The 25,100-nt window shown below is 52.2% G+C and carries 20 protein-coding genes and 2 pseudogenes; 10 read left to right on the forward strand and 12 right to left on the reverse strand.

Annotated features, from left to right (window positions below; all coding sequences use genetic code 11):
• Positions 1-35: 35 nt before the first annotated feature.
• The 6 genes from RIN69_RS10075 to RIN69_RS10100 are packed head-to-tail and all read left to right on the forward strand — an operon-like array spanning position 36 to position 7,887.
• Positions 36-1,286: an efflux RND transporter periplasmic adaptor subunit gene (locus RIN69_RS10075; RefSeq protein ID WP_313857191.1), complete on the forward strand. Its 1,251-nt coding sequence runs from the start codon at positions 36-38 to the stop codon at positions 1,284-1,286.
• 53 nt (positions 1,287-1,339) lie between these two features.
• Complete coding sequence (locus RIN69_RS10080) at positions 1,340-2,056, forward strand: ABC transporter ATP-binding protein (RefSeq protein WP_390902537.1); 717 nt, start codon at positions 1,340-1,342, stop codon at positions 2,054-2,056.
• A 1-nt stretch (position 2,057) separates the two neighbouring features.
• Positions 2,058-4,487 (forward strand): ADOP family duplicated permease, encoded by a 2,430-nt coding sequence (locus tag RIN69_RS10085; protein ID WP_313857194.1) that lies wholly within the window; start codon positions 2,058-2,060, stop codon positions 4,485-4,487.
• Between the two features lie 47 nt (positions 4,488-4,534).
• Complete coding sequence (locus tag RIN69_RS10090; RefSeq protein ID WP_313857195.1) at positions 4,535-5,944, forward strand: sigma-54-dependent transcriptional regulator; 1,410 nt, start codon at positions 4,535-4,537, stop codon at positions 5,942-5,944.
• On the forward strand, positions 5,937-7,250 hold the full coding sequence (locus RIN69_RS10095) for a sensor histidine kinase (RefSeq protein ID WP_313857196.1): 1,314 nt from the start codon (positions 5,937-5,939) through the stop codon (positions 7,248-7,250). Before RIN69_RS10090 ends, RIN69_RS10095 begins: the two co-directional genes overlap by 8 nt.
• On the forward strand, positions 7,225-7,887 hold the full coding sequence (locus tag RIN69_RS10100) for a 4'-phosphopantetheinyl transferase family protein (RefSeq protein ID WP_313857197.1): 663 nt from the start codon (positions 7,225-7,227) through the stop codon (positions 7,885-7,887). The genes RIN69_RS10095 and RIN69_RS10100 overlap by 26 nt, the downstream gene beginning before the upstream one ends.
• Before the next feature lie 22 nt (positions 7,888-7,909).
• On the opposite strand, the gene RIN69_RS10105 is transcribed toward RIN69_RS10100, so the two are convergent.
• On the reverse strand, positions 7,910-8,566 hold the full coding sequence (locus tag RIN69_RS10105) for a GIN domain-containing protein (protein WP_209499912.1): 657 nt from the start codon (positions 8,564-8,566) through the stop codon (positions 7,910-7,912).
• Positions 8,563-9,066, reverse strand: a complete 504-nt coding sequence (locus tag RIN69_RS10110) for an LLM class oxidoreductase (RefSeq protein ID WP_313857198.1) — start codon at positions 9,064-9,066, stop codon at positions 8,563-8,565. Before RIN69_RS10110 ends, RIN69_RS10105 begins: the two co-directional genes overlap by 4 nt.
• A gap of 111 nt (positions 9,067-9,177) precedes the next feature.
• Here RIN69_RS10110 and RIN69_RS10115 point away from each other — a divergent pair.
• Positions 9,178-10,264: pseudogene (locus RIN69_RS10115) on the forward strand (IS3 family transposase).
• A gap of 126 nt (positions 10,265-10,390) precedes the next feature.
• Here the strand turns inward: RIN69_RS10115 and RIN69_RS10120 are convergent.
• From RIN69_RS10120 to ychF, 3 genes and pseudogenes are all read right to left on the reverse strand, one after another.
• A complete protein-coding gene (locus RIN69_RS10120; RefSeq protein WP_313857200.1) occupies positions 10,391-11,224 on the reverse strand; it encodes a GIY-YIG nuclease family protein in 834 nt (277 codons plus the stop codon).
• A 329-nt stretch (positions 11,225-11,553) separates the two neighbouring features.
• Positions 11,554-12,648 (reverse strand): annotated as a pseudogene (locus RIN69_RS10125) (tyrosine-type recombinase/integrase).
• Between the two features lie 209 nt (positions 12,649-12,857).
• Positions 12,858-13,949 (reverse strand): redox-regulated ATPase YchF, encoded by a 1,092-nt coding sequence (gene ychF, locus RIN69_RS10130; RefSeq protein WP_313857201.1) that lies wholly within the window; start codon positions 13,947-13,949, stop codon positions 12,858-12,860.
• A gap of 340 nt (positions 13,950-14,289) precedes the next feature.
• Here ychF and RIN69_RS10135 point away from each other — a divergent pair, with 340 nt between their 5' ends.
• Positions 14,290-15,771, forward strand: a complete 1,482-nt coding sequence (locus RIN69_RS10135; protein ID WP_313857202.1) for a SulP family inorganic anion transporter — start codon at positions 14,290-14,292, stop codon at positions 15,769-15,771.
• A gap of 88 nt (positions 15,772-15,859) precedes the next feature.
• Here RIN69_RS10135 and pth read toward each other — a convergent pair whose 3' ends face one another.
• Positions 15,860-16,447: an aminoacyl-tRNA hydrolase gene (pth, locus tag RIN69_RS10140; protein ID WP_313857204.1), complete on the reverse strand. Its 588-nt coding sequence runs from the start codon at positions 16,445-16,447 to the stop codon at positions 15,860-15,862.
• A 277-nt stretch (positions 16,448-16,724) separates the two neighbouring features.
• On the opposite strand from pth, the gene ychH reads away from it, so the two are divergent.
• Positions 16,725-17,006: a stress-induced protein YchH gene (gene ychH, locus RIN69_RS10145; protein ID WP_313857207.1), complete on the forward strand. Its 282-nt coding sequence runs from the start codon at positions 16,725-16,727 to the stop codon at positions 17,004-17,006.
• Between the two features lie 36 nt (positions 17,007-17,042).
• Here ychH and RIN69_RS10150 read toward each other — a convergent pair whose 3' ends face one another.
• The 3 genes from RIN69_RS10150 to RIN69_RS10160 all read right to left on the reverse strand — a co-directional run bounded on the left by RIN69_RS10150 (position 17,043) and on the right by RIN69_RS10160 (position 21,510).
• Positions 17,043-18,599, reverse strand: coding sequence for an alkaline phosphatase D family protein (locus RIN69_RS10150; RefSeq protein WP_313857209.1), 1,557 nt, complete (start codon positions 18,597-18,599; stop codon positions 17,043-17,045).
• Positions 18,600-18,667: 68 nt separating this feature from the next.
• The gene (locus RIN69_RS10155; RefSeq protein WP_313857211.1) at positions 18,668-19,816 is read right to left on the reverse strand and encodes a GGDEF domain-containing protein; all 1,149 of its coding nucleotides are present in this window, start codon (positions 19,814-19,816) and stop codon (positions 18,668-18,670) included.
• 185 nt (positions 19,817-20,001) lie between these two features.
• Positions 20,002-21,510 carry an MFS transporter gene (locus tag RIN69_RS10160; RefSeq protein ID WP_313857212.1) on the reverse strand — a complete coding sequence of 503 codons (1,509 nt, stop codon included), beginning with the start codon at positions 21,508-21,510 and terminating at the stop codon, positions 20,002-20,004.
• 112 nt (positions 21,511-21,622) lie between these two features.
• Here RIN69_RS10160 and RIN69_RS10165 point away from each other — a divergent pair, with 112 nt between their 5' ends.
• Positions 21,623-22,507 carry a LysR family transcriptional regulator gene (locus RIN69_RS10165; RefSeq protein ID WP_313857691.1) on the forward strand — a complete coding sequence of 295 codons (885 nt, stop codon included), beginning with the start codon at positions 21,623-21,625 and terminating at the stop codon, positions 22,505-22,507.
• A 42-nt stretch (positions 22,508-22,549) separates the two neighbouring features.
• Here the strand turns inward: RIN69_RS10165 and prs are convergent, their stop codons facing one another.
• The 3 genes from prs to lolB all read right to left on the reverse strand — a co-directional run bounded on the left by prs (position 22,550) and on the right by lolB (position 25,098).
• Positions 22,550-23,497: a ribose-phosphate diphosphokinase gene (prs, locus tag RIN69_RS10170; RefSeq protein WP_013201847.1), complete on the reverse strand. Its 948-nt coding sequence runs from the start codon at positions 23,495-23,497 to the stop codon at positions 22,550-22,552.
• A gap of 144 nt (positions 23,498-23,641) precedes the next feature.
• Positions 23,642-24,499: a 4-(cytidine 5'-diphospho)-2-C-methyl-D-erythritol kinase gene (ispE, locus tag RIN69_RS10175; RefSeq protein ID WP_313857214.1), complete on the reverse strand. Its 858-nt coding sequence runs from the start codon at positions 24,497-24,499 to the stop codon at positions 23,642-23,644.
• Positions 24,496-25,098 carry a lipoprotein insertase outer membrane protein LolB gene (gene lolB, locus RIN69_RS10180; RefSeq protein WP_390902508.1) on the reverse strand — a complete coding sequence of 201 codons (603 nt, stop codon included), beginning with the start codon at positions 25,096-25,098 and terminating at the stop codon, positions 24,496-24,498. Before lolB ends, ispE begins: the two co-directional genes overlap by 4 nt.
• Between the last annotated feature and the right edge of the window lie 2 nt (positions 25,099-25,100).

Raw genomic sequence — 25,100 nt, forward strand, 5'->3', positions numbered from 1 at the left:
CTTGAGTCTTACCAGCATTTTCACAGGGTAAGACAATGGATATTTCAATCACACAGCCAGGTCATAAACAGTGGTTCAGAAAGCACGGGATTAAATGGATCTCCGGGGGGCTGGTTTTCGCCACGTTACTTGTGATTTATAACGTAAAATTTTCTCCTTATAAGGTCCCGCTCAGTAGCCTCTCCGTGGCAGAGGTGAAATATGGCAATTTTTCGGTGGATGTCAGAGGGAATGGTGTATTGCTTCCACAGGACATTAACTGGGTTTCAGCCAGCGTTGATGCCCGGGTCGAGGCGGTCATTTATAAAGCGGGCACGCGGGTTAAAAAAGGCCAGTTGCTGGTTAAGATGAGTAATCCTACGGTTGAGCAACAATACCAGGAAAACAAACTGGAATATGATGCGCTGCAGGCAGAGACTGACGCCAGAAATGCGGAGCTGAAGAATAAAATTCTTAATCAGGAAGCCGTCCTGCTGGATGCAAAGTCTCGTTTATCGGGTTCTGAAATGAAGCTTAAAGCGCAGAAAAAGTACATCGCTGCCGTACCCGTGCTGGATTATGAGACGACCCGTATTGCGACTGAACTCAATCGTCATCAGGTTGAATTTGAAGAAAAACGTTTAGCTACTCTGAAGCAGAGTGTTGACGCTGACACCAAAGCCAATCTGATGCGCCTGAGAAAATCTGCCTCCCTGGTCGTCCTGAGCGAAGAGCAAATGCAGTCCCTGAATGTCACCTCCCCGATTGATGGGGTATTGCAGGATGTCGCCGTGCAGGCCGGGCAGCGCATTATAACGGGAAGTAACATTGCCCGGCTGGCCAAAGAAAAAGACCTTTACGCTGAACTAAAAGTTCCTGAGTTGCAGTCGCGGGATTTAGCTGTGGGGCAGCCAGTGATGATGAATACAGGAAGAAGTACGTTTCAGGGGCGGGTATCGAGGGTTGATCCGGCGGTGGTTAATGGTACGGTCAAAGTTGATGTGACGTTTGAGGGGCCTCTGCCTCTGGAAGCCCGACCCGATTTAAGTGTAGATGGCTTGATTGCCGTGGCAAAGATTTCGCAAACGCTGTTTGTGGAAAGACCACCCTACGCGCAAAACAATCTGCCTTCCACACTCTACAGGCTTGATGAAAAAGAGCAGTCAGCCACCAAAATGAAGGTGGAGTTTGGTCAGGGTTCAGTTGATTTCATCCAGATCACCAGTGGCTTGCGCGCTGGCGACAAAATTATTCTTAGCGACAGTTCTGCCTGGCAGGATGCTGATCAGATCGCAATCACGCCCTGAATGCACAACACCCGACAGCAACGATAAAGGGACAATTTATGGACACCGAAACAATGGAAAATTTGGTAAAACTCAACGATATCAACAAGATTTTTCTGACGGATGAAATTGAAACGCATGCGTTAAGCAAAATCAGCTTTACCCTTTCTAAAGGTGAATATGTGGCCATTTCCGGTCCTTCAGGATGCGGAAAATCAACGCTTCTTTCCATTCTTGGTTTACTGGACGTCGCATCTTCCGGCACCTATACACTGGCCGGACATAATGTCGAAAATATGACTAAGCAGCAGCGTGCCTCTTTACGTAATCGCGACATTGGCTTTATTTTCCAGTCATTTAATCTGATTAGCGATCTGACCATTGAAGAAAATGTGGCGCTGCCGCTGACCTACCGTAAAGAGATGAGTAAAGCAGAAAGACAGAGCCGGGTAAGTGATGCGCTGGCGAAGGTTCATATGTCGCACCGGGCGCGTCATTATCCTTCCCAGCTGTCAGGCGGGCAGCAGCAGCGCGTTGCAGTCGCGCGGGCAATTGTCGGCTCTCCCTCCGTCCTGCTGGCGGACGAACCGACAGGTAACCTGGATTCAAAAAATGCCGAAGCGGTAATGGATATTCTGGACAATCTGCACAGAGAGGGCGCAACCATCTGTATAGTGACGCATGACCCGCGCTCTGCTGAACGCGCTCAGCGCAGTATCATTCTTTCTGATGGTCAGGTTGTCGCCGATGGTTTTCATAACCATGAACTCACGCTAATCAGGGAAGCATAAGATGCTATTTGATATCCGATATGCTTTGCGACTGTTACTGAAAAGCCCCGCTTTTTCCGCCATGACCGTGTTAATTATGTCGTGCGGTCTAGCGCTGACGCTTTATATGGTGTCGGTGATCAATACGTTTATGTTTTCACCTCTGCCGTATACGCACGGCAAGAATATGGTGTTACTAAACCCCGTCGTAAATGGCGCAAGCCTGAGCGACTCCGGGCTTAACTATCTTGATTACGCCGAAATCAAAGCGCACAGCACCGCGCTGGAGAATGTGGGCTACTTTTACGGTGAGCGTGCAGATATCAGCGATGGCAATAAAGCCGTTTCATATATGGCGACGCGCAGTACTGACGATATGTTCTCCTATACGGGCGTGCAACCTTTTCAGGGCAGGGCGTTCAGCCAGGGCGATACTGAACCCGGTGCTGAACCGGTCGCTGTGATCAGTTATGCACTGTGGCAAAATTATTTTGCCGGAAGCCCGTCAGTGATTAACCGCAGCGTACTGATTAACAGTGTCAGGACGCGTATCGTCGGCATCATGCCGAAAGAATTTGCCTTTCCTTTTTTTCAGGATCTCTGGCTTCCCTCGCAGCTGAACCCGTCACAGTTTTTGACCCGTAAGGATGCCCCGGAGATTTCCGTCTATGCCCGTCTGAAACCTGGCGTTTCGGCCAGTGCCGCAAATGCGGACCTGAATGCAGTGATGCAAAGTCTGGCGAGCCGCTATCCTGAAACCAATAAGGGGTTGTCAGCACAGGTACTGACTTTCCAGGAAAACTTCATGGGCGAAGAGACGGTGACAATTTTCGTCGTCATGCTGGTCGCTGTAGGATTCGTGCTGGTTCTTGCCTGTTGTAATGTCGGCAATCTCCTGCTTGCCCGCACTACGGAGCGCGCCAAAGAAATTGCCATTCGGGTGGCGCTGGGTTCGCCGGCAGCCAGATTGGTGATGCAGATGATGTGGGAAAGTCTGATCATCTGTCTTCTTTCCGGGGTTGTTGCTGTTCTGCTGGCCGCCTGGGGACTGGAAATGACTAATCGCCTTCTGCCCGGCTTCGTCCCTAACAAGATCCCTTTCTGGTGGCATCTGAGTCTGGATAGCGGAATGATCCTTCAGGCGCTGGTTCTGGTCATCCTGACAGTGGTTACGACAAGTGCACTGCCAGCCTGGAAAATTACTCACGGCAATTTCAACGATGTGCTGCGTGACGGAACCCGTGGTGCGCAAAGTCGCAGTGCGGGCCGCATTTCCCGCATCCTGGTGACATTCGAAGTGGGCTTATCCTGTTCGATACTTTGTATCAGCGCCCTGTTAGGTGTGCTGGTTTATCAGGCTACGCGTGCGGATTACGGTGTAAATACGCAGGATTACCTGACGGGGCAGATTCACCTTAACGCCACCCAGTATCCTGATGAAAAAAGCCAGATCCTGTTTTACCAGAAACTGCAGAATGCCCTGAATACGATTCCGGGAAGTGATCGCTCGGCGATCACAACCAGTACCGTCGGGCAGTTTACTGTTCCACAGCAGGTGGATGTCGATAGTTCAACCGTTAACAGCCGCGATAAGTGGTCCTATCCGCTGGTTAATGATGTTCAGGTGATGCCGGGCAGTCTTTCTGGTATGGGGATCAAAGCGGTGACAGGACGCGAGTTTGCGTTCAGTGATGACAGCGATTCACAGCCGGTCGTGGTTGTCAGTCAGTCTTTTGTCAGTCAGTACTGGCCGGGTGAAAAGGATGTGATTGGCAAGCGACTGCGTCTTCGCAATGCGGAGGATCCGCGCTGGTACAGTGTGATAGGGGTTGTTCCTGACGTTATCCACGGGCGTCCTTTCAGCACCTTCCGGCATCGCGCTACCGTTTATCGCTCCCTGCAACAGCAGACGGCACCATCAGTTAATGTCCTGCTGCACGCCAGAAATCCGGCGTTGTCGGGGCCTGCGCTGATCAACGCCGTCAGACAGATTGACAGTAACCTTTCCGTCAGCCAGATTCAGACACTGGACCAGCGTCTGGCACGCAACACGGCCGGACTGCATTTCATTGCCAGCCTGTTCATGCTGTTTGGCCTGATCGCAACGATACTGGCCGCAACGGGCATTTACGCGGTGATGCGTAATGTTATCAACCAGCGCGTGCAGGAAATTGGTGTCCGCATGGCGATGGGAGCGACAGAGAGTATGCTCATAAAAATGCTGATGCTCCAGGGCGGAAAACAGCTACTGGCCGGACTGATCATTGGTCTGCCACTGGCACTGTTTACCGCACCGAAACTGATCCGTATTCTGGGTGATGGCAGGACAGGTTTTATGTTGCTATTTGCAGGTGTAGCATTAACCATCTCGCTGGTGGTTGCGGTCGCGGTCTGGTTTCCATCTCGTCGGGCGACACGTTTGTCACCGTCAGAAGCGATCAGACATGAATAAATCTTCTCCATGCCGTTCCGGCATGGTTTGCTGAGCTGAGTCTTTTTATGGATGAAAAAAAACGGATCCTCATCATAGATGACGATACCGGAATTTTAAGCAGCCTTGAATTATTGCTGCGTATGGAAGGCTATGATGTAACCCTTGAAACGCAGGCCAGCCAGCTGATGCGGCATCTCACCAGTAAGCCGTTTGACCTGGTGCTGATGGATATGAATTTCCAGAAGGATACGACTTCAGGCAAAGAGGGGCTGCAGCTCCTCGATGAGCTGAAAAAGTTTGACGACTGTCTGCCTGCTGTGACCATGACCGGGTGGGGCAGCGTGGATATTATCGTCAACGCGATGCGTGCCGGCGCAGCAGACTTCATTCAAAAACCCTGGGATAATGAACGTTTGCTGAGCATTGTTCAGCAGCAAATCGAACTCAGTCGTGCAAGACGTTCAGGAAACTGTTTACGGGAAGAGAATAAACTCCTGAAACGTGCTCGCGATGATGACATGGACAGTAAGTGGGTGGTTCAATCCCGTTCCATGCAACAGCTGCTGAACATGGTTCAGGCTGTCTCGCGAACGGATACCAGCATTCTTATTCTGGGCGAAAATGGCACGGGCAAAAGTTTGCTGGCGCGCCATATTCACCATCTCTCATCCCGCAAAGACAATAGCCTGGTTGAGGTTAATACCGGCTGCATTAACGAACATCTGTTTGAGAGTGAAATGTTTGGGCATGTGAAAGGCGCGTTCACCGATGCGCGCGAAAACCGCATCGGACGCTTTGAGCTGGCAGACAAAGGCACCCTGTTTCTGGATGAGATTGGCAACCTGCCGTTGTCACAGCAGGTGAAATTGCTGCGTGTTCTCGAAGAGCGGCAGTTTGAGCGTGTCGGCTCCTCCCGTACGCAAAAAACGAATTGCAGGATCATTGCAGCAACCAATGCCGATCTGGAAAAAGCCGTGGCTAACGGCGCTTTCCGCCAGGATTTACTGTACCGACTTAATGTTATTCAGTTACATCTGCCGGCGCTGCGTGAAAGGCAGGAGGACATTGAGATTCTGGCAGAGCGCTTTCTGATGCGCTTTGCACGAAAGTACAATAAACCCGTGCCGCAGTTATCCCGCCCGGCCATTCAGGGACTGCATGACTACACCTGGCCGGGGAATATTCGTGAACTAAGCCACCTCATTGAGCGGGCCGTCCTCCTCTGCAGGGATAACAGGATCGACATTGAGGATCTCTGTCTGCCGGGAAATGAGGAGATGCAGCCGCGGCGCGTTGAACCCGTGACTGAAGGAGAGTCCGCTGACTCACTGACCCTGGCGGAAATAGAAAAATCACTGTTGCTGAAACGCCTGCATCAATATGAGGGAAATGCGATTAAAGCCGCAGACTCGCTTGGCCTTAGCCGCAGTGCTTTTTATCGCAGACTGGACAAGCTAAAAATAAGTCATGAGTAAACTTTTCGACACCTTCAGGTTACGGTATTTCATTCTGTGCAGCCTCTCTTCGCTGGGGGGGATACTGGCCTATCTGCTTCTCTGGGGATTTCCGTCGCAGTCTCCTTACCTCAAAATATTAACTGTTCTGATTTTAGCGGTAACGTCACTCTATTCTGGCTACCACTTTTTTCTGCAACTGAATAATAAAGTCAATGTGATCTCAAATCTGCTTGAGGCCGTGGAACAGGAAGATTTCAGCCTGCGGGGAAGCACCAAAGGACGGGACATCTTTGACTGCGTAATCAGTCAGATCAACGCTATTGCCATGCAGCTATCACGTCATCGTCAGCAGCAGCGTGAAATGGATTTCCTGTTACAGAAAGTGCTCTCTAATATCAGCATTTCCATTTTCGCTCTCGACAGTCAGCATCGGGTCATCTGGTGTAATGATGCCGCCGCACGGATGCTGGAGCGTCCCATCGAATCGCTGATCGGTGAGGACGGCGAGCAGTGGCAGTCAGGCTGGCTGTTGAAAAATGCCAATACCGGCCATCCTGTTGAGTTCAGTCGTAATGGCCGGCCCGGTCGTTATAAGGTGAACAGCGATACCTATATCGTGGATGGCAAAAAAAACGTGCTGTTATTCATCAATGACGTGGATGAGTTACTGCGACATGAGGAAAAAAAGGCCTGGCAGAATTTGCTGCGCGTCATCAGTCATGAAATCAATAACTCGCTGAGTCCCATCGCCTCCATAAGCCAGATGCTGCAACAGCATTACCGCACCCATGCCGCTCAGGCACCAGAGGGCTTTGTGGAGGGCGTCGATTTGATTAACCGCAGAGCAAAAGAGCTGATTACCTTCATCAGCAGTTATCAGCAGCTGAACAAACTGGCCCCGTCTAACCGGGTGGAAGAGGATCTGGCCGGGCTGATTAAAGAACTGCCTTTACTCTTTATGCACCGTAAGTTTGAGCTTGATGGGCCAGAACCCCTGACGGCCAGAATCGATCGGGGGCAAATTTATCAACTGCTGATTAATCTGGTCAAAAATGCCGATGAGGCGATGGGGGATAATCCGGGCGCGATCACCCTTATCTGGCAGGCGCAAAATGACCGGGTTCTGATCTCTCTCCTGGACAGCGGGGTCGGGTTGAGCAATCCGGACAATCTCTTTGTTCCTTTCTATACGACCAAGTCAGCAGGCAGTGGAATAGGATTAATATTGTGCCGCCAGATTGCTGAACAGCACGATGGCTACTTAACGTTAAAAAATCGCGACGGGATGCCGGGATGCCATGCCACCATTAGCCTGCAACGATAAAGCAACGCCCGGACCCGAGTCCGGGCAGGCGTATTGTCTGGTTCGTTCGTTTGAACACACCCCGGACGGCCCGTTAAGGCGTGATGCGATACAGGGCTGGCTACGCGCTACGCTTGCTGACACGCTGCAGATCCCGCCTGAAGAGTTACAGCTTGCCAGAACCCCGGCCGGCAAGCCCTGGCTGCCTGCTCATGCATGGCTGCATTTTAATTTATCTCACAGTGGCACGCTGGCTGCGGTAGCGATGAGCAGCCAGTATCCGGTCGGCGTGGATATTGAGCATGTCACGGGGAAAGCTGAGATTAAACGAAGAGTAGCAGACCGTTTTTTTCATCCTGTTGAACGCGCATGGCTGGAGGCGCAGACGGATGATGATCTGCTGCACTTCACTACGCTCTGGAGCCTTAAAGAGGCCTGGCTCAAAATGTCCGGAACGGGTCTGGCTCAACCACTCTCATCGTTTTACGTGTTACCCGGGAAGGAAGGGAGGGCAAGAATCTGTGGGCGTGAAGGAGCGGCGGTGGGACTGGCACACTATCAGACTCTGCAGGAAGATCGTCGTTACTCTCTGGCATGCGTTGCAGGCAGAGCGCTGAAAAACCCGCCGTTACGCTGGCGGGTTATTTTTCAGCGGTGAGATGTGAAGCCGGTGCCCGTCATTAAGCACAATCAGAGGTGGAGACCTCACTGGCAAACGTGCCAGCTGAACCGGTATCAACATTAGCAGAAGGACTGACCGACATCCGCGCTCCGGCTGCAAGCGTGCCGGTAATGCGTGGGATATGACATAGTGCTGTTTCCGCACCCATACTCATCCGTACCGTAGCTGATTTTGCGGAAAAGTCTGCGGGCTTACGGTTAAAACTGCCGCCCATCGCCAGCTCCAGTTGCAATTCATCTGTTTTGCCTGCGGCGCGAATGTCTGTGCCCATGCTTCCTTTGACACTGAGCTGTGCAGGGCTGACTGAGCATGCCTCTGCATCGATTTTTACGCCAGCTTTTCCGGACAAGGCCGTCAGCGGCTGGCTGGTATAAAGGGTAATATTCAGCGTATTCGACACAAAACGATCGTCCTCGGCCGCTCTGTTATTTAACAGCAGGTTACCGCTCTGGTTAGTAACCTGGAATTTATTCAGCGTATCCTGGGAACCCGAGACAACCAGCGCGGGAGCAGAGGCACATTTTATCGTCAGGTTTATCCCTTGCTGCGCGCTTACCGCAGTGAACGCTTCAACCGGGATGTTTTTTTCTGCGGCCTGAGCGGTTCCGCAGAAAAGCAGGGCCAGGAACGTCATTCCGGCAGTCGTGTTTTTCATGATATTTCCTTATTTATCAGTGAGGCCAGGGTGATAATCGTTGTTCTGACACTCTCTTCAGTCATGCCGAAATCAACCAGGCAGGCGATCTCATCAATGCCTCTTTGCTTCAGCGCGATAAGTTGCTGTCGACACTCGGCTGCCGAACCAAACAGGCCATACTGGGTAAGGTATTTTTCAACACCCCATTTCAGCGTGTACGCCTGCCGTTTATGAGTTTCGCCTGTCTGCGGGGAGGAAGGTTGACTGAGATTGTTGGAAAGCTGCATAAATGCAGATAAATACTGATGCAGAGCCGGTCGCAGTTCATCCAGCATCGCAGCTTTCTCAGGACCCGCCTGGGTATGCATCATCAGCGTAACTTTTCCGGTTTTGGGCGCGAAGCCCGCATCGATACGTGCCTGGCGATAACGGGCGCAGTTGATATCCAGCTGCTCCCATGTCTGATTGATCAGGTGTGTCAGCACATGGCAGCCCCGTTTTCCTGCTTCGTCGAACATATCAGGGTTGTTGCCGGCGGTAATCCATACGGGGATGTTTGTAGTGGTTTACTGAATTTGGCCACCTGAACAGAGGTGATATGCTCACCTCAGAACATTACAGGTGCCTCAATGAAAAAAAGAAATTTCAGCGCAGAGTTTAAACCCGAATCCGCTCAACTGGTCCTTGATCAGAACCACACCGTTGCAGCTGCGGCCAGTGCTATGGACGTGGGGCTTTCTACCATGACGCGATGGGTAAAGCAGTTGCGGGATGAACGACAGGGCAAAATACCTAAAGCCTCCCCTATAACCCTGAACAGATTGAAATACGTGAGCTAAAGAAAAAGCTACAACGCATTGAAATGGAAAACGACATATTAAAAAAGGCTACCGGGCTCTTGATGTCAGACTCCCTGAACAGTTCTCGTTAATCGGGAAACTCAGAGCGCAGTATCCTGTGGTCACCCTCTGCCACGTATTCGGAGTTCATCGCAGTAGCTACAAATACTGGGGAAAAAAGCTCCGAAAAGCCAGACGGTTGGCGAGCTATGTTACGCAGTCAGGTTCGGGAGTTGCATAACATCAGCCATGGCTCTGCTGGCGCAAGAATTATCGCCATTATGGCAACCCTGAGAGGCTTTAGAATGGGACGCTGGCTTGCCGGCAGGCTCATGAAAGAACTGGGGCTGGTGAGTTGTCAGCAGCCTACCCACCGGTATAAACGTGGTGGTCATGAACACATCGCTATCCCGAATCGACTTGAGCGACAGTTCGCAGTGACAGATCCTAACCAAGTGTGGTGCGGCGATGTGACGTACATCTGGACAGGCAAGCTGACTATCAAAGCGCTGCAAATGGCGTGGGAAGCTCGCGGTAAACCAGCCGGAGTGATGTTCCACAGTGACCAGGGCAGCCACTATACAAGCAGGCAGTTCCGGCAGTTACTGTGGCGTTGCCGGATCAGGCAGAGTATGAGTCGACGTGGAAACTGTTGAGCGTCAACAGCCCGATTGAGCGCTTCTTCAGAAGTCTTAAAAACGAGTGGGTGCCAGTGACAGGTTATATAAACTTTAGCGAAGCTGCTCATGCGATCACAGACTATATCGTCGGGTATTACAGCTCGCTAAGGCCGCATGACTATAACGGAGGGTTACCCCCTAACGAATCGGAAAATCGATACTGGAAAAACTCTAAAGCGGTGGCCAGTTTTAGTTGACCACTACACAGAGCAGCCCATGGCAACGGCCAAGAGCGGCAATAAGGATAAGTTCGCAATTGTTGCCACAATTGATGTCTAGTCCTGATCAATGGGAAGCAGTTCAGCGTGTTTTTACAGGCTTTATTAGTTTCGGTTATGGCCAAACTCCCGCGAGAGCAGTATTTGTTTCCAGTGAGTTTCGCGGCGGTCAATTTCACCTTTTTCGGCATTAAGATCCATGACTTCGAGGATCGCGAAAGTGATATTCTGCAGTCGGTTTTCATCGCCTGTGCCGAAAGCTTCCTTAAGCCCTACATTGCCGCCGTGCCCGGAACCAAAATAATATTCCCATCGGCCCCATATCCCCTCGATTCCATCGGCTTTTCCAACATAGAGTTTTCCGCCGTCCCGATCAGTTAATACATAGATGCCTTTAACCATGGACAGTGCGGTACGCCAGGATTGCAGATTAAGTCTGAGGATCGAGCCGATGCTGTTCCGGTCCAGCACGACGTTACGGTAGCCTGGAAACTCGCCGAAGGTCAGACGTGCCGGGGTGATGGCGCTGATAACCAGTTCGCTCTGAATACTTTCACCGAGGCGAATGAAGTTACGGACTGTATTTTTAAAGCTGATATACATCCTTCCAGCGTATTCTTCAGTCTCTGGGATTTTCTGGAGGTGGTACTGATAATACAGTTCCTCACGATCAGGGTAGGCTTTCTTTCCCGCGTTGCCTATCTGCTGAAATGCTCCCGCAAATAGCCAAGTTTCAGTCCCCGGGATCCTGATCAGTGAAACGACATATCTGCGGCTAAACTCCTGTCGCTTCTGCCAGCACTGCCAGTCGTCGAAAGTGCCTCCACGGAATTTAACAAGCGGATCCTCTTTATAATCATTTAATTGCGCAAGATGGACTTTGGTGGCTTCAGGCGTCAGATCCGGAAACTCCATCTTCAGATAATCAAAAAGCTTCAATTCCTCTCCTTAATAATCAGCTGAGTCTGTTAACTTTTTGCCGTGGCTTCACGTTACATGCCCGCATTCCACTGAGCTGTTGCTCACAAATTAACACGATTCGATTTCAGCAACGTTCTCTTCTGGTAGGTAACTTACTGACGGCTGAATAAGATACTGACCTGCTCTCTTTAAATTGACATAGATGACTATATTGGCAACGTCCGCTTCTGGCACAAAGCGGACCCTGAGGAATGAGTTCTATCCTCGTGGTTCACTAAGTGCAGTATATTCTACACGACTCCTGCTACCCATTTGTCCAACATATCAGCCCATTCCTGCATGATCACTTAACGCTCATCAAGATAAGTTGCATGGTTGTATGTGAGACGAACATTGTTGGTATCAGCGTGCGCAAGTTGGGCCTCAATAGCATCAGGACGATAGCCCATCTCGTTTAAACGCGTACTTCCTGTAGTTCTGGTAGCATGGGGGCTATAAATGCCACTCCAGCCGAGGCTTTTAAGTAGCTAGCGCAGCGAGTGCGATGTCATTGGACCTAACGGATTATCCCTGCCCGAAAAAAGGTGCTGTCGATGCCCGGTTAATCCCTGTAGCGTTCTGAGCATGTTGACAGCCTGGGAGGGAAGGGGAATAACGTGTTCTCTGCGGGCTTTCATTCGCGTTGACGGAATAGTCCACAGTGCGTTATCAAGATCGAATTCTGTCCATTCTGCCTCAGTTACTTCGGCTGGTCGCGCCAGCGTCCACCCCATTAGCCACTTACAATAGTTAACCTGATATGAGCCACGACTGTTGTCAAAACAGCTTAATAGCTTCCCGATTTGCTGGGGATTCAGTGCTTGTTTGTGTTGTATCTTATTAGCCGGAAGGGCCTTGCGCGCATGCCATACAGCATCGCTACCAGCTCTAAGCGTCGCGACTGCCAACTCGAAAACTGATGAAACGGTGCGACGAGCTTCAGCTGCAACTGTCGGTGCGCCGCGTTTAGCGGTTTACTGAAGAATTTTACGAATATGATGCGGCTTGATTTCTCTAATAGGGAGTTTGCCTGTAACGGGGAAAACCACACGTTCAAGCATATCCAGCCGCCGTTTTCGGTGATTTCGGCCCAATCTTTCATCAGTCACCACTCTTTGGCGATAAGCTCAAAGGTGTTTGATGCATCATTGACCTTGCGGATCTTATCTAACTGACGAGCCTGTGTCGGACTAACTCCATCCGCGAATTTCTCGCGAGCTTCGGCGAGTTCTACCGCTGGATAGTCGCCCAACGCTCACATGCTGGATTTACCCCTGAGTTAACCGATAGCACCATGCCTTTTTGCCATTGGGTTTTACTACGAGGTACAGGCCATTGAAACCATTGAGGTGGTACAACTTTTCTTTAGGTTTAGCATTACTGCAGTGAGTATCGATAAGGATAACGGACATCATTTATTGTGCCGCTTTTGCGCTCACTTAAAATGAAGATGGAAGAATGTTGTACTCATCCATGTACTCATTTTTGACAGCGTTGTTACGAGATGAGTTGAGACATTATGAAATAAAAAATCCACGCAATTGCGTGGATTTTATCGCTTTTTGTGATTCTTATGAGGTTCAGCGAAACCTCATGAGACAACAAATTTTAGTTAGACGTTAAACAAGAAGTTCATCACATCGCCATCTTTAACGATGTACTCTTTACCTTCTGAACGCATTTTGCCGGCTTCTTTCGCACCTTGTTCGCCCTTATAGGCGATAAAGTCTTCAAAAGCGATGGTCTGAGCGCGGATAAAGCCTTTCTCGAAATCGGTGTGGATTTTACCGGCTGCCTGTGGTGCGGTCGCGCCAACAGGAATAGTCCATGCACGCACTTCTTTCACGCCAGCGGTGAAGTAGGTCTGCAGGTTCAGCAGCGAGTAACCGGCGCGGATTACGCGGTTCAGACCCGGCTCTTCGAGGCCCAGTTCCGCCATAAACTCTTCACGGTCGGCATCGTCCAGCTCTGCGATATCCGATTCAACCGCTGCGCAAACCGGCACCACTACGGAACCTTCCGCTTCAGCAATCGCACGTACCTGATCGAGATACGGGTTATTCTCAAAACCATCTTCGTTAACGTTAGCGATATACATGGTCGGCTTCAGCGTCAGGAAGCTCAGGTAACGGATGGCGGCTTTCTCGTCTTCATCCAGCTTCAGGGAGCGCAGCATGCCGGCGTTGGACAGATGCGGCAGGCATTTTTCCAGTGCCGCCTGTTCTGCTTTAGCGTCTTTATCGCCACCTTTGGCTTTCTTCTGTACGCGCTGCAAAGCACGTTCGCAGGTGTCGAGATCCGACAGCGCCAGTTCGGTGTTGATGACGTCAATATCGTCCGCCGGATTAACTTTACCCGCAACGTGAATAATATTGTCGTTTTCGAAGCAGCGTACGACATGACCAATCGCTTCAGTTTCACGAATGTTGGTCAGGAACTGGTTGCCAAGACCTTCACCTTTCGATGCACCTTTAACCAGGCCCGCGATATCAACGAATTCCATCGTGGTTGGCAGAATACGCTGTGGCTTAACGATCTCAGCCAGCTGGTCGAGACGTGAATCAGGCATCGGCACCACGCCGGTATTCGGCTCAATGGTGCAGAACGGGAAGTTTGCTGCTTCAATTCCCGCTTTAGTCAACGCATTGAACAGGGTGGATTTACCCACGTTAGGCAGGCCCACGATACCGCATTTGAATCCCATGTTTGAATCACCTTAATAGCTTGATAATCAAGGTATTTTAAAATACCTCAATAATGACATAGAAAAAACTTACGACATTATACACGTAATTATTACCGGGATGGCGGCGATTTCATTCTGAGTGTAAAGTTATGGCTTGTGATCGCGATCTAATTTTCCGATACTAACGCCATCTATGACCAACGGAGAACCCTGCGGATGAACTGTTTTCTGCTTACGCCACCCTGAGTTTTCCCTCTCCTGCACGCGTTAATTGTTGCTGCTGTCTGAATGACAATCTTACTGTGCCCGACCTGGTCGGCGGCACGGCAATCTGATATCAAAAAAAAGTGAATACATTATGTTTAACCTGAGCAACCTCAGGGCGACCAACGTCAAGAATGACGTGCTGGCCGGCTCTGTCGTGGCCGTGGCGCTTATTCCGGAAGCGACCGCTTTTTCATTACTGGCAGGATTATCACCCACAATCGGCTTGCATACCGCGTTTATGCTGGGCCTGGTGACGGCATTTTTCGGCGGTAAGCCGGGGATGATTTCGGGTGCCGCAGGTTCGATTGTGGTGGTGTTAATCAGCCTGATTACCCAACATGGTTATGAGTATGTGCTGCTGGCGACAATCTTTGCCGGTGTGATTCAGATGCTGATTGGCGTGTTTCGCCTCGGTAAATTTATCCGGCTGGTGCCGCAACCGGCGATCTTCGGTTTTGTTAACGGGCTGGCGATTGTGATTATGCTGGCGCAGATTCCGATGATTAAAAACCAGGGTCCGCTGATGTACGGGCTGGTGGCGCTGGCGATGCTGATCGTCTGGCTGTTTCCGAAATTCACCAAAATCATTCCGGGTTCACTGGCGGCGTTAATTGCTATCAGCGCCATTGCCATCGGTTTTCATCTGGATACTAAACGTGTCGGTGATTTAGCCGACATCTCCGGCACTTTACCGATGTTTCATCTGCCGGATGCCCCGTTGAGCTGGGAAACCCTGAAAATTGTGCTGCCATATTCGGTGATTATTGCGCTGGTCGGGCTAATTGAGTCGCTGCTGACCATGGCGGTGCTCGATGAGATGGGCAGTAAAAAGGGTGCGGGTAATAAAGAGTGCGTGGCGCAGGGCGTCGGCAACACCCTTTGTGGTTTCTTTGGCAGCTTTGCCGGTTGCGCAATGATTGGTCAGTCGATTATCAACTTTACCTCCGGCGGGCGCGGGCGTATCTCCAACCTGGTTGGGGCGATTTTGCTGATTCTGTTTGTCGTCAGCCTGTCGCAGTATATCGCTTTACTGCCGGTTGCGGCGTTGGCAGGCATTATGTTTGTGGTCTGCATCAGAACCTTTGAATGGAGTTCGCTGCGTCGCCTGAAACGCATGCCGAAGGCCGATGCGGTAATAATGGTCGCGGTAACGCTGGTGACAATCTTTACTGACCTGGCGATGGCGGTGATCTTTGGCGTGATTATTTCGGCGCTGGTATTTGCCTGGCAGCATGCGCGCATCACTATTCTGCAGCAGCAAGAGCAGGGCGACAGCAAAACTTATCAGCTGGAAGGGCCGTTGTTCTTTGGTTCCGCCAGCGCTTTTGCCGAACTGTTTTCCCCGGAACAGGATCCGCAGAATGTGGTGATTGATTTTGCCCGCACCCGGGTGATGGATTCCAGTGGCGTAGAGGCGATTGATAAGCTCAGCAGCCGCTATCAGCAGGCGGGAAAAAGCTTGCGTCTGCGCCATCTGAGTGAGGATTGCATCAGTCTGCTACAGAAGGCCGGGCCATATTGTATGCATGAACTGGACGATCCCGATTATAAAGTGGCGGCCGACGACGCCTGAAGATTATGAGCGGTTAACGTTCGGTTAAATGGGCGGCGAAATCGCCGCCTTTGCAATTCTGAGGAATGCTGGCGAATTCCCGCCGGGATTACCCCGCTTTAAACGCATGCAGGCGATTCATCGCCTTTAAGCGATCTTCTTTCAGCCACACTTCGGTACAGCGCACGGCTTCATCAATGGCGTCGTCAATCAGCTTTTGCTCCGCCGCCTGCGGTTTGCCCAGCACAAAACCAACGACTTTATTGCGATCGCCCGGATGTCCAATGCCAATCCGCATCCGATGAAAGTTGAGGTTGTTGCCGAGTTTACTGATGATATCTTTCAGGCCGTTATGGCCGCCGTGGCCACCGCCCTGTTTCAATTTTGCCACGCCCGGCGGCAGATCCAGCTCATCATGCGCCACCAGTATTTCTTCTGGCGCGATGCGGTAAAAGGTTGCCATTGCCGCTACCGCTTTACCGCTCAGATTCATAAAGGTGGTCGGCACCAGCAGGCGTACATCCTCACCGCCGATATTCAGCCGCGCCGTGTAGCCGTAGAATTTGCTCTCTTCCTTCAGTGACTGATTGTGGCGTTCAGCCAGCAGGTCGACGTACCAGGCACCGGCGTTATGACGGGTTGCGGCGTATTCGGCGCCGGGGTTGGCAAGGCCAACAATCAGTTTAATACTGCTCACAGTGGTAGCTTCCTGATAAGTGCTTAATCTAAGGGCGCTAGTTTACTGCGCCGTGGCGCGGATTACAAAATTGCCCGGATAAGCGGCGAGAAGTGAATAATACAGCAGCGTGACAATACATTTTCTATATAAATTCAGTTGATTAGGCGTAAAGAAATGTCAATTATAAGTTAATATTGTGATCCAGCACTCATCGGAGTAGCCAGTCATTTCCTAAACTTATGGCATCAGGCAATAGGAACTATTGCTTTTTTTACTCAGGTAATGGAGGTGACTGATGAGACGTAAAAATGTACATTTTGCGGGTAATTTCCTGATGGGACTCGGGTTGGTTACCATGGTGGTGGGCGTGGGTTATTCGATCCTTAACCAGTTGCCACAGCTGCAATTACCGCAGTATCTGACGCATGGCGCCATTTTCAGCATCTTTCTGGGTGCGCTACTCTGGCTGGTCGGTGCCCGTATCAGCGGTCGTGAAAAAGTCGCCGATCGCTATTACTGGCTGCGTAACTGCGGTGATAAACGCTGTCGTCGCGCGTCCCATCGTCACCACAGCTGATGATTTTAACGGGCGGCAAACGACCGCCCGTTCTGCCTACAGCGGCTGCAACTGCTGCGTAAACAGCGTTGTGCCCGCCACATCTTTTAATCGCACCGTCATGCTGCGATCGTCGGCATCAATATCGACCTGACCAAAAAACTGATAGCCGGCCAGCGGTGAAGTATTCTGCTTTTCCGGCGCTTTCTGGTACACCACCTGCAATCCAAACGTGTTATCTGGCGCATTGGGGCCGAAACTGCCCGCGTTCAGCGGCCCGGAAACAAACTCCCAGAACGGTTCGAAATCCTGAAATGCGGCTTTATCAGGCTGGTAATGGTGAGCGGCGGTGTAGTGCACATCAGCAGTAAACCACACCACATTTTTGATTCCCGCATCTTTAATGGCTTTCAGCAGCATTGCCATCTCCAGCTCGCGGCCTTTAGGTGCGCCGTTGTCCCCATTGGCGATGGCTTCCCAGCGCGCCACGCCTTCAGCCGTTTTACCGTCCGGTACTTGCAGGCCAATCGGCATATCGGCAAACACCGCTTTCCAGGTGGCTTTTGACGCTTTCAGTCCCGCCAGCAGCCAGGCAATTTGTGTTCTGCCCATAAAGGCGCTGTCGTCATCGAGGGTGGTTTGCAGATTAGTGCCGTTCGGCCCACGATAGCTGCGCATATCAACAATAAAGCGATCGAGCAGTGGCCCGCAGGGCAGATAACGGTAGACGCGCTCACTCTCGCGGTCGTCAAAGTGGCGCATCGGTGCATAATCGAGAAATGCCCGGGTGGCGCGCGCCTGCAGCAATTCTACGCTTTTTACCTGATAACGATCGTCGAGCTGTTTACTGTCGGACCAGTTGTTAGTGACTTCATGATCGTCCCACTGCCAGATTTGTGGTACTTCTGCGTTAAAGCGGCGCACATTGTCATCCATCAGGTTATAGCGATAGCGTCCGCGATATTCATGCAGTGTTTCTGCTACTTTGCTGACTTCAGGCGTGACGATATTTTTCCAGACGCCACCTTCGCCTGGCGTAACGGTTTCCTCAATAGGGCCGTCGGCGTAGATAGTATCACCGGAGTGGACGAAGAAATCCGGCTGTTGCTGGCGCATGGTTTCATAAATACGCATGCCGCCCCAGTCAGGGTTAATTCCGTAACCCTGGCCGGCGGTATCGCCGGACCAGACAAAACGAATATTGCGCGTCTGCAATGAGGGGGTGCGAAACTGACCGAGCAGCGGCTCAGAAATCAGATGGTTAAGATCTGCGTCTCGGTAGCTCAGGCGCAGGTGAATCTGCTGGTTGGCGGGTAAGCCGTGCAGATCGAGCCGGGTGATATAATCGTTTTCTGGTAATGCCCAGGGGCCACGTATTTTTTGCGGCTGACGAAAGCTGCCGTCCGTGTCCCATTCCAGCCACAGTCTTGCGGTGCGGTCACTGCGACACCAGACCATCGCCCGATCGTGCAGTACGTCACCGGTTTGCAGCCCGGAGGGCGTCGCCGGGCGCTGAGTGTCGCGACTAATCAGCGGGTTGGCAAACAGCGTTTTTGGTAGCAACAGCGCACTGCCACAGGCGAGTCCTGATTTGAGTAAATTTCTGCGATTCATGCTTCTCTCCATTTTACCGACAGAGCGAGGATAAAGTGGCGGTGTGAAAGCAATGTGACAGTGCTGATTTACACTGTGGCTGGTGAAATAAACCCTTCGACGCGATTTCTGCCGTTGGCTTTGGCGCGGTAGAGCGCTTCATCGGCGGCAACTATTGACTCAGCAAACGGCTGATGTTGCTGCCTGCGGGTGGTAAAGCCGATACTGACCGAATAACTGACATTATCTGGCTGTGATGCCAGCACCGCGCGACGTATCTGCTCGCTTAAACTGGCGGCGAGGGACTCATCAACCACAACTATTGCGGCAAACTCCTCACCGCCAAGGCGGGCGAAATGGCTGCCGGCAGGCAACACCTGTAGCACCACCTGACAAAAATTCAGCAGGATGCGATCGCCCTGATAATGGCCGTAACGGTCATTAATACTCTTGAAATGGTCGAGATCAAATAAGATTACCGACAGTGGCTCGGCGCTGCGGCTGCAGCGCTGGGTCAGTTTATCCGCCTGATCAAACAGCGCGCGGCGGTTCCAGACGCCAGTGAGTGGATCGCACAGTGAAGCCTGTTTATACATCATCTGGCTGCGTTCATTAACCATCGCCAGGATGGTAAAAGTGACGCCGATAACAAACAGAATCGATTCCAGAATCACATACAGCGAAAAAGTCGATCCGCCGATCGCGCCATGTACTTTGCTAAGTGTACCGGTATCAATCAGCATACGGGCGATATGGAACAGTAAATGAATCCACAGCAGGATCTGGGCAGGCCAGAACGTCACTTGCAAGCTGGCGCGTGAGCGTATCAACAGGACGATCAGCGAGCTGGTATACAGAATACACAGTATGCAGCTGACCAGGATCCGTTTTGGTAGCGAGTAGTAGAACGCCGGGAACAGGCAGAGTATTGCCCACACCAGCGCACCCAGTATCCAGTGATAGCGCAGTGGTCTGGCGCAAAAACTGCGAAAGGCATTAAGCAGCATGCCATAACCCAGCAGCAGCAGCAGATTGCCGACAAAAACAGGCAAAAAATGAAAACCAAAACTGCGCAGGCTGCTGAGGAATACCGCCAGCAGGGTCAGGCCCATGCTCAGGCAGCTAAAACCCAATACCCGGTCATACTGAGAGCCGCACCAGGCAAACACCATGATAATGCTGACAAAACCCAGCACGAAAAGCTCACAAATATAAAGGGTATAGACGTCGAGCGGCATGGTGAGAACTTTCCCGGTTAGCGATCGCTGCAAAATAGCATTAATAGATCAATGCAAAAAGCAGTTGCCTCAGCGCAGGATTAAAAAAGTATTAAGCGGTGCATTTTACGGTAATAAAGGCGAAAAATAGCGGCTTAAGCTGGAGTGGCAGAGAGAGTGTGGCCATGGCAGCGTTAAGTCTGAAATCATTTTCGGCTATTGCAACTGGCCTCTCTTTTTCCTCGCAGACACAGCCAGACCAGTAGGGCGGAAAACAGCGTTATCGCCATTAATATCAGGGATAACTGATTAAACGCCTGCAAATAGCGCGTGGCCAGCTGCGCTGAGCCAATTCCAGAGAGTTCGCTGGCTTTCAGCAGGTTACCGCTGACCAGATACTGCGCGGCAGAGCGTGCGGCTCCGTCAGCAAGCTGATGAGAAAGCGGGGCGGCGATCAACTCGGTCAGCAGACTGATCACCAGTGCCAGCGCGATTCCTTCCCCCGCGACGCGAATCGTGCTGAAGATGCCGGTTGCCATCCCGGCTTGCTGTTTGGGAACCACTGATACCGATAATCCGTCCATCAGGCCCCACGGCAGACCGCTGCCGATGCCAATCATCATCATCGCCAGCAGCAGGGGGCGGATATCATCAGGATTGCGGAGCTGGCTAAGCAGTAACAGACCGGCGGCGGCAATCACTAAACCGCAGCTGGCGAGCGATCCGGCAGAGAACCAGCGCGTCAGCACCACCGCCAGGCTGGGAACCAGCAGAATCGGCGTCGAAATCGCCAGCATACACAGCCCGGTATGCAGGCTGCTGTAACCGCTAATCCCCATCAACCGCATCGGTAACAGCGCCAGCAATACCACGAAACAGTAGCAGGTGGCGATGGGCAGCAGCTGAATACCGAGAAAGCGCAGGTAGCGGAACAGCCGCAAATCGAGCATCGGCCGTGCGGTTTTTAGCTCGACGGCGATAAACAGCAGAATGAACAGCAGTGCGGCAGCCAGTAAACCTGTCACGCGCGGATGTTGCCAGCCATCTTCGCCGACTTGCAAAATACCCCAGGTGAGAAAGCTCACCGCCAGGCTAAAACTGATAATGCCCCAGCAGTCGATTTTTCCGCGCTGCACGGCACGTGACTCTCGCATGCCTGACCAGCTCATCAGCGCGGCCAACGCACCAAACAGCGCACAAATAAGAAATACGCTGCGCCAGCCACCGTGATCGATCAATAAACCTGCTACCACCGGCCCGCAGGCCAGCCCGACGCCAAAACTGGTACCCAGCAGGCTGAAAGCCCGCGCCTGTCCATGTCCGCTAAACGCATCGGCCAGCGCGGCTGAACCGCCCGCCAGCGCGGCAGCGGCAGCAATGCCCTGGAGTGCGCGTAGCAAATCGAGGATAACAACATTCGGTGACAGGCCAATCACCAGCGAGGCAATAGTAAACAGCAGTACGCCGCTGAGAAACAGGCGTTTGCGGCCAAAATTATCGGCCAGGCTACCGGCCGCCATCAGCAAGCTGCCAAAAGTCAGCATAAAAGCGTTGGTTATCCAGCTAAGTGCCAGCGGCGATCCTCCCAGCTGTTGGGCAATCGCCGGAGTGGCAATGACGCCGCCGGTAAAGCTGAGCGGCAGGATCATGCCAGCGGTGCAAACCGCCAGTAACGTTTTGCGAGGGCTAATTCGATCTATCACCACCGTGCTCATACCGTGCTTCCGTTTTCAATGTGTGCGAGGATGACAGGATAAGATGGCCGCTTGTGGTAAAAAACAGGCTGTTAATCGTCACTGAAAGGACAAAAACTCCGTAATGAACGCGCTGGATAGTTTGAGTGGGCTGACTGCACTGGTAAAAACGGTGGAAAGCGGCAGCTTTATTGCCGCATCTGAACGGCTGGGCGTATCGGCTTCGGCGATCGGCAAAAGCGTGGCGCGGCTGGAAAACAGTTTGGGTGTGACGCTGCTGAATCGCAGCACCCGCAGTATCAGCCTGACCGATGAAGGGGCGCTGTTTTACGAACGCGCGCGGCGAATTGTGGCGGAAATCGAAGAGGCGCAGCATGAACTGTCACGGGTGATGGCGAAACCGAGTGGCCGGTTGCGCGTCAGCTTACCCGCCATTGGTTATCGCCTGCTGATGCCGCTGCTACCACAGTTTATCGCGCGCTATCCGGATATTGAACTGGATCTGGATTTCAGCGATCGGCTGGTGGATGTCATCGCCGAAGGTGTTGATGTGGTGGTGCGAAGCGGCAGCTTCAGTGATTCGCAGCTGCGGGTGAAACGGCTCGGTAGCTATCGTTTTACCCTGGTGGCATCACCGGCCTATCTGGCAAATCATCGGCAACCCGAGTCAGCTGCCGACCTGGCTACCCATGCTTGTTTACGTTATCGCTTTAATGCCAGCGGCGGAGTGCAGAGCTGGCCGTTCAGTACGCCTGCTGCGCAGGCGGTGCCGGAGCGGCTGGTGTTCAGCAATCTTGAGGCGCTGATTTCAGCGGCGGTAAGTGGTTTGGGTCTGGTCTGTGTACCGGATTTTGCGGTAGCACAGGAAATTGAGCAAGGCAGGCTGGTAACGGTGATGGACGGGCAGATCAGCGGCGGTGGAGAATTTTCACTGCTGTGGCCGGGTAATCGCCATTTATTGCCTAAGTTGCGGGTGTTTATCGATTTTCTGAGCCAGAATCATCTGCTGGGTGCATAAAAAAAGCCGGGCAAGCCCGGCTTTAAACACTCTGCGCTGAACTTAGTGTTCGAACATTGCAGAGATAGATTCTTCATTGCTGATACGGCGAATCGCTTCGGCCAGCATGCCAGACAGTGTCAGCGTACGCACGTTTGGCAGAGCTTTGATCTCTTCCGGCAGCGGGATAGTGTCACAAACCACCACTTCGTCGATCACCGAGTTGCGCAGGTTTTCCACCGCGTTGCCAGAGAAAATCGGATGCGTCGCGTAAGCAAATACGCGCTTGGCACCGCGCTCTTTCAGCGCTTCCGCTGCTTTGCACAGCGTACCGCCGGTATCGATCATGTCGTCGACCAGCACACAGTCACGACCCGCTACGTCACCGATGATATGCATCACCTGTGAAACGTTAGCGCGCGGACGGCGCTTGTCGATAATCGCCATGTCAGTATCGTTCAGCAGTTTAGCGATAGCACGAGCACGCACTACGCCACCGATGTCCGGAGAAACCACAATCGGGTTTTCCAGGCCAATCTGCAGCATATCTTCCAGCAGAATCGGGCTACCAAATACGTTATCAACCGGGACATCAAAGAATCCCTGAATCTGTTCTGCATGCAGGTCCACGGTCAGAACACGGTCAACACCAACGCTGGAGAGGAAATCCGCAACCACTTTCGCGGTAATCGGCACACGCGCAGAACGGACACGACGGTCCTGACGCGCATAGCCAAAATAGGGAATAACAGCAGTAATACGACCAGCGGAAGCTCGACGCAGGGCGTCAACCATAACAACCAGTTCCATCAGGTTGTCGTTGGTTGGAGCGCAGGTGGACTGGATGATGAAAATATCACCACCGCGTACATTTTCATTGATTTGTACGCTCACTTCACCATCACTGAAACGACCGACAGCGGCGTCGCCCAGGCTGGTGTAAAGGCGGTTGGCAATACGTTGTGCTAGTTCCGGCGTAGCGTTACCAGCAAAAAGCTTCATATCAGGCACGAGAAGAACCTCAGGCTTTGCGTCCAGAGAATGAACATAATCGCAATTGGCAATGGGCGCCATACCAATTACGACTGATTCATACGGATGTGTTAATGCGCCACGTGCAGTATCAGGAACAGGGTGACACTGTCACGTAATCGCTTAATGCCCTGAAAGGTTACGATGCAGCGGAGAGAGGTTAACCCCTCTCGCGACAAATCCCCGTAACCACTTCGGGGCCAGCTCAAGCACCTGACGGGCTTCGGACTCGGTGTCGAATTCTGCGAACACGCAAGCGCCGGTTCCTGTCAGGCGCGACGGCGCGTATTCTAGCAGCCAGGAAACTAGCTCTTCAACCTCACGAAAACGTTTTCTTACGACTGCTTCACAATCATTGCTGAAAGCTGCCTGCATAATAGTCGAAAAATCACGCGTTGGCGTGTCTCGTTTCAGCTCTGGATGATTAAACACCAGCGGCGTTGGCACGCTGACGCCAGGGTGCGCCACCAGATACCATTTTTCTGGCGGATTGACCGGCAGCAACTTTTCACCGACGCCTTCGGCAAATGCCGCATGGCCTTTGACAAATACCGGGACATCCGCGCCAAGGGTTAATCCCATCGCCGCTAACTGGTCATAATCAAAACCGGTTTGCCACAAATGGTTGAGCGCCACCAATACCGTCGCGGCATTGGATGAACCACCGCCAAGGCCGCCGCCCATCGGTAATTGCTTATCAATGGCGATACGGGCACCCGCTTGTGGGGGCAGCGTACCGGCTGCGGTCGCCTGTTGCATCAGCAGGCGTGCGGCGCGCACGATCAGATTCTGCTCATCTGGCACGCCATCGACCGGCGTCAGCAGCGTGATTTCGCCACTGGCGTCCGGCGTAATGGTCAGGGTGTCGCCATAATCCAGAAACTGAAACAGCGTTTGCAAATTATGGTAGCCGTCTGCGCGGCGGCCGGTGATATAGAGAAACAGGTTAATCTTTGCCGGAGCGGGCCAGGTGGTCATCATTTAACGGTCCAGCTGTCCATTCTCAGTTTAATGCGCTGGCTGCCTTCGCGCAGTTCAAGATTGGCTGGCAGCGCCGGATTCACTTTATTGTCATAATCCTGCCAGCTGACTTTCCACTCCTGACCGTTGCGGCTGTAGTTCAGTTCGCGCAGTTGATACTGATCGTTCAGCGCATAGTCAGTGGCATCGCCCGGCAGGCCCATCATCCATTTGCGCAGGTTTTCCAGTGGAATATCCATCCCGGTCAGCTGAGTGATCATCTTCTCGGCGTCGTCGCTGACGTAGCGTTTACCTTTGTTGTCGACCAGCTGAATCACCGAACCTTGCGCATCCAGCTGCAATTCGGTGCTGCCCAGCGGGTTAGTCAGCAGTAAACGATAGCGATCCGGGGCGGTTTGCTGCCAGTTAAAACGCGCATAGACTTTTTGCCTATCGGAGAGATAGGCAAAAGCGCCACGGGTCTGATATTCGGTGATTTTTTCGACAGCTTGCTGATGTTGTTGCCATTGCGGAGAGGTGACACTTTGACCTGGCCCCTGCGGTTTATTCAGGGTACAGGCCGCCAGAAAAATGCTGGCAAGCGGGAGGAGGCGCAGCATGC

It is taken from the genome of Winslowiella toletana, from assembly GCF_032164335.1.
Lineage (GTDB): Bacteria > Pseudomonadota > Gammaproteobacteria > Enterobacterales > Enterobacteriaceae > Erwinia > Erwinia toletana_A.

Excerpts from the sequence above, each read along its gene's own strand:
- RIN69_RS10075 (WP_313857191.1), top strand. The coding sequence starts at position 36 with ATGGATATTTCAATCACACAGCCAGGTCATAAACAGTGGTTCAGAAAG.
- RIN69_RS10080 (WP_390902537.1), top strand. The coding sequence starts at position 1,340 with ATGGAAAATTTGGTAAAACTCAACGATATCAACAAGATTTTTCTGACG.
- RIN69_RS10085 (WP_313857194.1), top strand. The coding sequence starts at position 2,058 with ATGCTATTTGATATCCGATATGCTTTGCGACTGTTACTGAAAAGCCCC.
- RIN69_RS10090 (WP_313857195.1), top strand. The coding sequence starts at position 4,535 with ATGGATGAAAAAAAACGGATCCTCATCATAGATGACGATACCGGAATT.
- RIN69_RS10095 (WP_313857196.1), top strand. The coding sequence starts at position 5,937 with ATGAGTAAACTTTTCGACACCTTCAGGTTACGGTATTTCATTCTGTGC.
- RIN69_RS10100 (WP_313857197.1), top strand. The coding sequence starts at position 7,225 with ATGCCACCATTAGCCTGCAACGATAAAGCAACGCCCGGACCCGAGTCC.
- RIN69_RS10105 (WP_209499912.1), bottom strand. The coding sequence starts at position 8,566 with ATGAAAAACACGACTGCCGGAATGACGTTCCTGGCCCTGCTTTTCTGC.
- RIN69_RS10110 (WP_313857198.1), bottom strand. The coding sequence starts at position 9,066 with ATGTTCGACGAAGCAGGAAAACGGGGCTGCCATGTGCTGACACACCTG.
- ychF (WP_313857201.1), bottom strand. The coding sequence starts at position 13,949 with ATGGGATTCAAATGCGGTATCGTGGGCCTGCCTAACGTGGGTAAATCC.
- RIN69_RS10135 (WP_313857202.1), top strand. The coding sequence starts at position 14,290 with ATGTTTAACCTGAGCAACCTCAGGGCGACCAACGTCAAGAATGACGTG.
- ychH (WP_313857207.1), top strand. The coding sequence starts at position 16,725 with ATGAGACGTAAAAATGTACATTTTGCGGGTAATTTCCTGATGGGACTC.
- RIN69_RS10150 (WP_313857209.1), bottom strand. The coding sequence starts at position 18,599 with ATGAATCGCAGAAATTTACTCAAATCAGGACTCGCCTGTGGCAGTGCG.
- RIN69_RS10155 (WP_313857211.1), bottom strand. The coding sequence starts at position 19,816 with ATGCCGCTCGACGTCTATACCCTTTATATTTGTGAGCTTTTCGTGCTG.
- RIN69_RS10160 (WP_313857212.1), bottom strand. The coding sequence starts at position 21,510 with ATGAGCACGGTGGTGATAGATCGAATTAGCCCTCGCAAAACGTTACTG.
- ispE (WP_313857214.1), bottom strand. The coding sequence starts at position 24,499 with ATGATGACCACCTGGCCCGCTCCGGCAAAGATTAACCTGTTTCTCTAT.
- lolB (WP_390902508.1), bottom strand. The coding sequence starts at position 25,098 with ATGCTGCGCCTCCTCCCGCTTGCCAGCATTTTTCTGGCGGCCTGTACC.